The sequence below is a fragment of the Candidatus Phytoplasma sp. AldY-WA1 genome, assembly GCF_020312115.2.
Lineage (GTDB): Bacteria > Bacillota_I > Bacilli_A > Acholeplasmatales > Acholeplasmataceae > Phytoplasma > Phytoplasma vitis.
On the sequence record NZ_JAHRHX020000050.1, the window covers coordinates 1 to 4,340 of the forward strand.

The 4,340-nt window shown below is 22.0% G+C and carries 3 protein-coding genes; all 3 read right to left on the minus strand.

The window, feature by feature from the left end; translation table 11 throughout:
• Nucleotides 1–158: 158 nt before the first annotated feature.
• Nucleotides 159–1,337 carry an NAD(P)-dependent malic enzyme gene (locus tag KTO59_RS03530; RefSeq protein WP_284928664.1) on the minus strand — a complete coding sequence of 393 codons (1,179 nt, stop codon included), beginning with the start codon at nucleotides 1,335–1,337 and terminating at the stop codon, nucleotides 159–161.
• A gap of 1,179 nt (nucleotides 1,338–2,516) precedes the next feature.
• Complete coding sequence (locus tag KTO59_RS03535; RefSeq protein WP_284928665.1) at nucleotides 2,517–3,515, minus strand: hypothetical protein; 999 nt, start codon at nucleotides 3,513–3,515, stop codon at nucleotides 2,517–2,519.
• A gap of 343 nt (nucleotides 3,516–3,858) precedes the next feature.
• A partial coding sequence (locus KTO59_RS03540) for a DUF2963 domain-containing protein (protein WP_284928666.1) occupies nucleotides 3,859–4,340 on the minus strand: 482 nt, incomplete at its 5' end.

The window sequence follows — 4,340 nt, forward strand, 5'->3', positions numbered from 1 at the left end:
ATGCTCAAAAAAATATTTAATTTAATTAACGAAAATAAAGCTTTGAATAATTTTTAAAAAAATTAAAAAAAATATTTTATTTTTATTATTTTTTTTAAAAATAAAAGTTATCAAAATTATATATTTTGATAACTTTTTAAATAGAATAAAAATTTAATCTATTTTCTAGTCATATTTGTTTCGATAGCTACTTTAGCGACAGCTTCAGATATTATTTTGGTAACTTTTTTTTCAAAAATAGAAGGAATTATATTATTTTCATTTAATTCTTTTTCTGGAATAATCGAAGTTAAAGCATAAACGGCAGCTATTTTCATCTCTTCTGTAATTTGAGTTGCTTGTGAATCTAAAGCGCCGCGAAAAATACCAGGAAAAGCCAAAAGATTGTTAATTTGATTTGGAAAATCTGAACGCCCTGTAGCAACTATTTTAGCATTTCCTTTTTTAGCTTCATCATACATAATTTCAGGAATAGGATTAGCTAAGGCAAATACTATAGAATTGGGAGCCATAGTCGAAACCATTTCTGAAGTTAAAATATTAGGTTTTGATAAACCAATAAAAATATCTTTGTTTTTGATAATTTCTTTTAAAGATCCGGTTTCATTTTTTAAATTAGTTACTAAAGACATTTTTTTTTGTTCTTCATTTAACCAAGTACAATCTTTTTTGATCGCTCCTTCTTTATCTATTAGAATTATATTTTTAAATTCTAATAAAAGAAGCATTTTAGCCACAGCTATTCCTGCTGAACCTGCACCTGTAATAACTATTTTTACATCTTTAATATTTTTTTTAACTATTTTTAAAGCATTTAAAATTCCTGCGCAAACAACAATAGCTGTCCCATGTTGATCATCATGGAAAACAGGAATATCTAATTTTTCTTTTAATTTTTTTTCAATGTAAAAACATTCTGGAGATTTAATATCTTCTAAATTAATTCCTCCGAACATGGAAGATATTTTAGAGATAATATTAATAATTTCTTCTGGATCTTCCGAATCAATACAAATAGGAAAAGAATCTATATTGGCAAATGTTTTGAATAAACTAGCTTTTCCTTCCATTACTGGAATTGAAGCTAATGCTCCTATATTTCCTAAACCAAGAACAGCTGTTCCGTTAGTAATAACAGCAACATTATTTCCCTTAGTTGTGTATTTATAAGCATTTTTTGGATTTTTAGCAATTTCCAAACAAGGTTCTGCTACTCCTGGAGTATAAATTAAAGAAAGTTCTTGGAGATTATTAATTTGTATTTTAGTGTTTATTTCTAATTTACCTTTATTTTTTTCATGAATTTTTAATGCTTCTTCTTTTATATTTAAAGACATTTATTTTAAACCATCCAACTAATTTTAATATTTTATGTTTTATTAAAAAATATATTTTAATATAAAAAAATGATAATTTTAGTATCCAAATAAATTTGTAAATTTTCGAAAATAAATATTTTATTTCAAATTAACTATATTTATTTTATTTAAAAAAAATAATTTTAAATAAAATAAAAAAAGTAATAATTTAAAATATTTATAAATAAATATCTTCTATATAACATTATATAATTATAACTAATTATAATTTTAAAAATTTTTAATTTTGCGTTGTTTCTTTTTTAATTTCTACATATTTATTTTCGAACTGCTCCCTATTCCATCAACAATAATTTAATTTTAATTATTAACTAAGTTTAACTGAGTAAGTTAAACTTTTTTTATTTTATTAAAACAATTTCAACTTTTTTGTTAACCAATAAAAAAGGAAAATGAAATATGAAAAATTTAGATTTTAAAAAACAAGAATAAAAACTAGAACAAGAAATACAAAAAAATCTTAAAAATTGTTTTTGTAATCCTAATGAAAAAAATAAAATGGATTTATTTTTACTATTAATAAAAAAATAGTATTAAAAGTATTATTAATAAAAAAAGTACTCACGCACCTAGATTTATTGATCGTCAAGATTTAATATCAGAAACATACTTTGTTTTAGAAAATTTTATTGTTTTAAAAATATAAAATTAAAAAAAATGATCTACATATATATAAGTCCTAAATGAGTTAAAAAATGGAGAAAATTTTTCATTTTGTTGAAAAAAATTTGTTTTAATCTAAAATAGGGGTTTTTTATTTTTTAAAATGATAAAAGTTGTTGTTTTTAATTAAATTTTATTGTTTTAAAAAACTAAACTATAAAAATTCCTATTTTCGATCAAAATAAATTTTATTTAACAAAATACAATTTTTTTAAGGCCTTTTTGACTCAATTTAGGACTATATATAAACCGTCTTTTTAATTATATTTTTAATTAAAAAACAATAAAAATTTAATTAAAAAAATAAACAGCTTTTATTATTTTAAAAAATAAAAATTCAAACAAAAAATTTGAATTTAACGAATAAAAAATGACTTAGTTTAATATAATTTAAATTAAAAGTTGTTAATATTTTAGAATTCAGTTCGCAGTTACACAAACAAAATATATAATTATGTATTAATTATTATTATTTTATTTTGACTTCTTAAATGATAAAATTCCTAAAATAAATTTGAAAATCGCTGCAAACATCATTAAAAAACTTATAAACATTAAAGTAACTAAAAACCACTCATATTTTTGCGGTATTTTTTCTTGAAGATAAAGATCTAATTCGTTTAAAGCAACTGCCCACATCAAAGCACTTAAAATAAATTCTATAATACTGAAAAATAACAAAATAATTAAATAGTGTAAAGAAAAAAAATGATAAAAATAACTCATAAAAATAAAAATAATATTAACAAAAAAGATCAATATAAAGCAATTAACTATTAACTTTTTAGTTTGTTCTGTTATTTGTAATTGTTTTTTTATTTGATGTAAATAAGTAATCATACCTAACATCATAATAGTTATTATGAATGGAATAATAAATAATAAAAATAATTTATCCCATTGTGTTTGGACAACGCTAAACATACTATAAAAAATACCTAAAAATAAACCAATACTTATTGATAGCAAGTGATTAGTAATTTTTAAAAAGATAGGTAACCAATGAAAACTTATTATCCATAAAATTCCAGTAATGCTAAAAATTATTCCAGATATCAATAAAGGAATATAAATGATATCCAATCCTTTAGATTCTTTGCATTTATAAAAATATTGTTCCAATCGGCAAAATTTCGTAAATGAATAAAAACCGTTAATTAATTGCTTACGATGTGATAAATCAGGACCACGTAACCAGAAAAAAATACCAAAACAAGTAATTAAAAATAGAAAAATTAAACAAAATAATTTCATAAAAACACTGCGATATGTAGCTACTTTAGTGGCATTATCTAAGACACCAATTTTTTTTAATTTGTGTAAACGTTTACTAACTTGCAAAGCAATATTATCGCTATCTGAAAGGTTTTGCTTTAAAAGCTGTTTTACGCGTTTTGAAGGATTCAATAAATTATTCACAAAAAGTTTTAACATTAATAAAGGATGTAATAAAATTTTTAAAACCAAATTCATCTTCTTAATTGACCTCCATTAAACGAAAGGATCGAAAACAAAATATGAAATTTTATTTAAAATTATTTAAATTTATCATAATTATTATATATTAAATAAAAAAGACTGTGTTGTAGAACAGTCTTTTTTTGCCAAATTATATTTTAAAATTCAAAAAAACAAAATATGTTTTAATTATTATCAACATCAACCAAATTTTATTCGACAATAAATAATAATTTATATAATAAATAATTAATTTGTCAAGTTATTAGTTTGAGTCTTGTTGGTTTTTTTATATTATTTTTTTTCTGTTCCGTCGGGGGTTGAGTTATATTATGTTATCAATGGTTCCGTCGGAGTGTTATTTTGTTTGTTTAACTAATTTTTCATTTTTGTCGAATTCTTGAATGCAATCGATTTTGCCGTTGGGGAAGTAGGTTGTTCGTTTAATTAATTTTTCGTTTTCGTTATAGTCGTTGATGTAGTCAACGGTTGTTCCGTCGGAGTTGTAGTGTGTTGCTTTGATTTTTTGGCCGTTAGGGTTGTATTCGTTAATGTAATCAATATTTTGGCCGTCTAAACGATATTCTGTTTGTTTAATCAGTTTTTTGTTTTCGTTGTATTCGCTAATGTCATTGATGGTTCCATCGGAGTAGTTTGTTGTTTTGATTATTTGACCATTGATGTTGTATTCGTCAATGTAATCAATAGTTTTATCTTCGTCGTTGTAAAATGTTTTTTTTATTAATTGATTGTTTGTATTGTATTCGGCAATGTAATCAATAGTTTCTTTATCAGATTGGTAAAATGTTTTAAATATATTTTTATCAGATGATTTTGTTG

Excerpts from the sequence above, each read along its gene's own strand:
- KTO59_RS03530 (WP_284928664.1), bottom strand. The coding sequence starts at position 1,337 with ATGTCTTTAAATATAAAAGAAGAAGCATTAAAAATTCATGAAAAAAAT.
- KTO59_RS03535 (WP_284928665.1), bottom strand. The coding sequence starts at position 3,515 with ATGAATTTGGTTTTAAAAATTTTATTACATCCTTTATTAATGTTAAAA.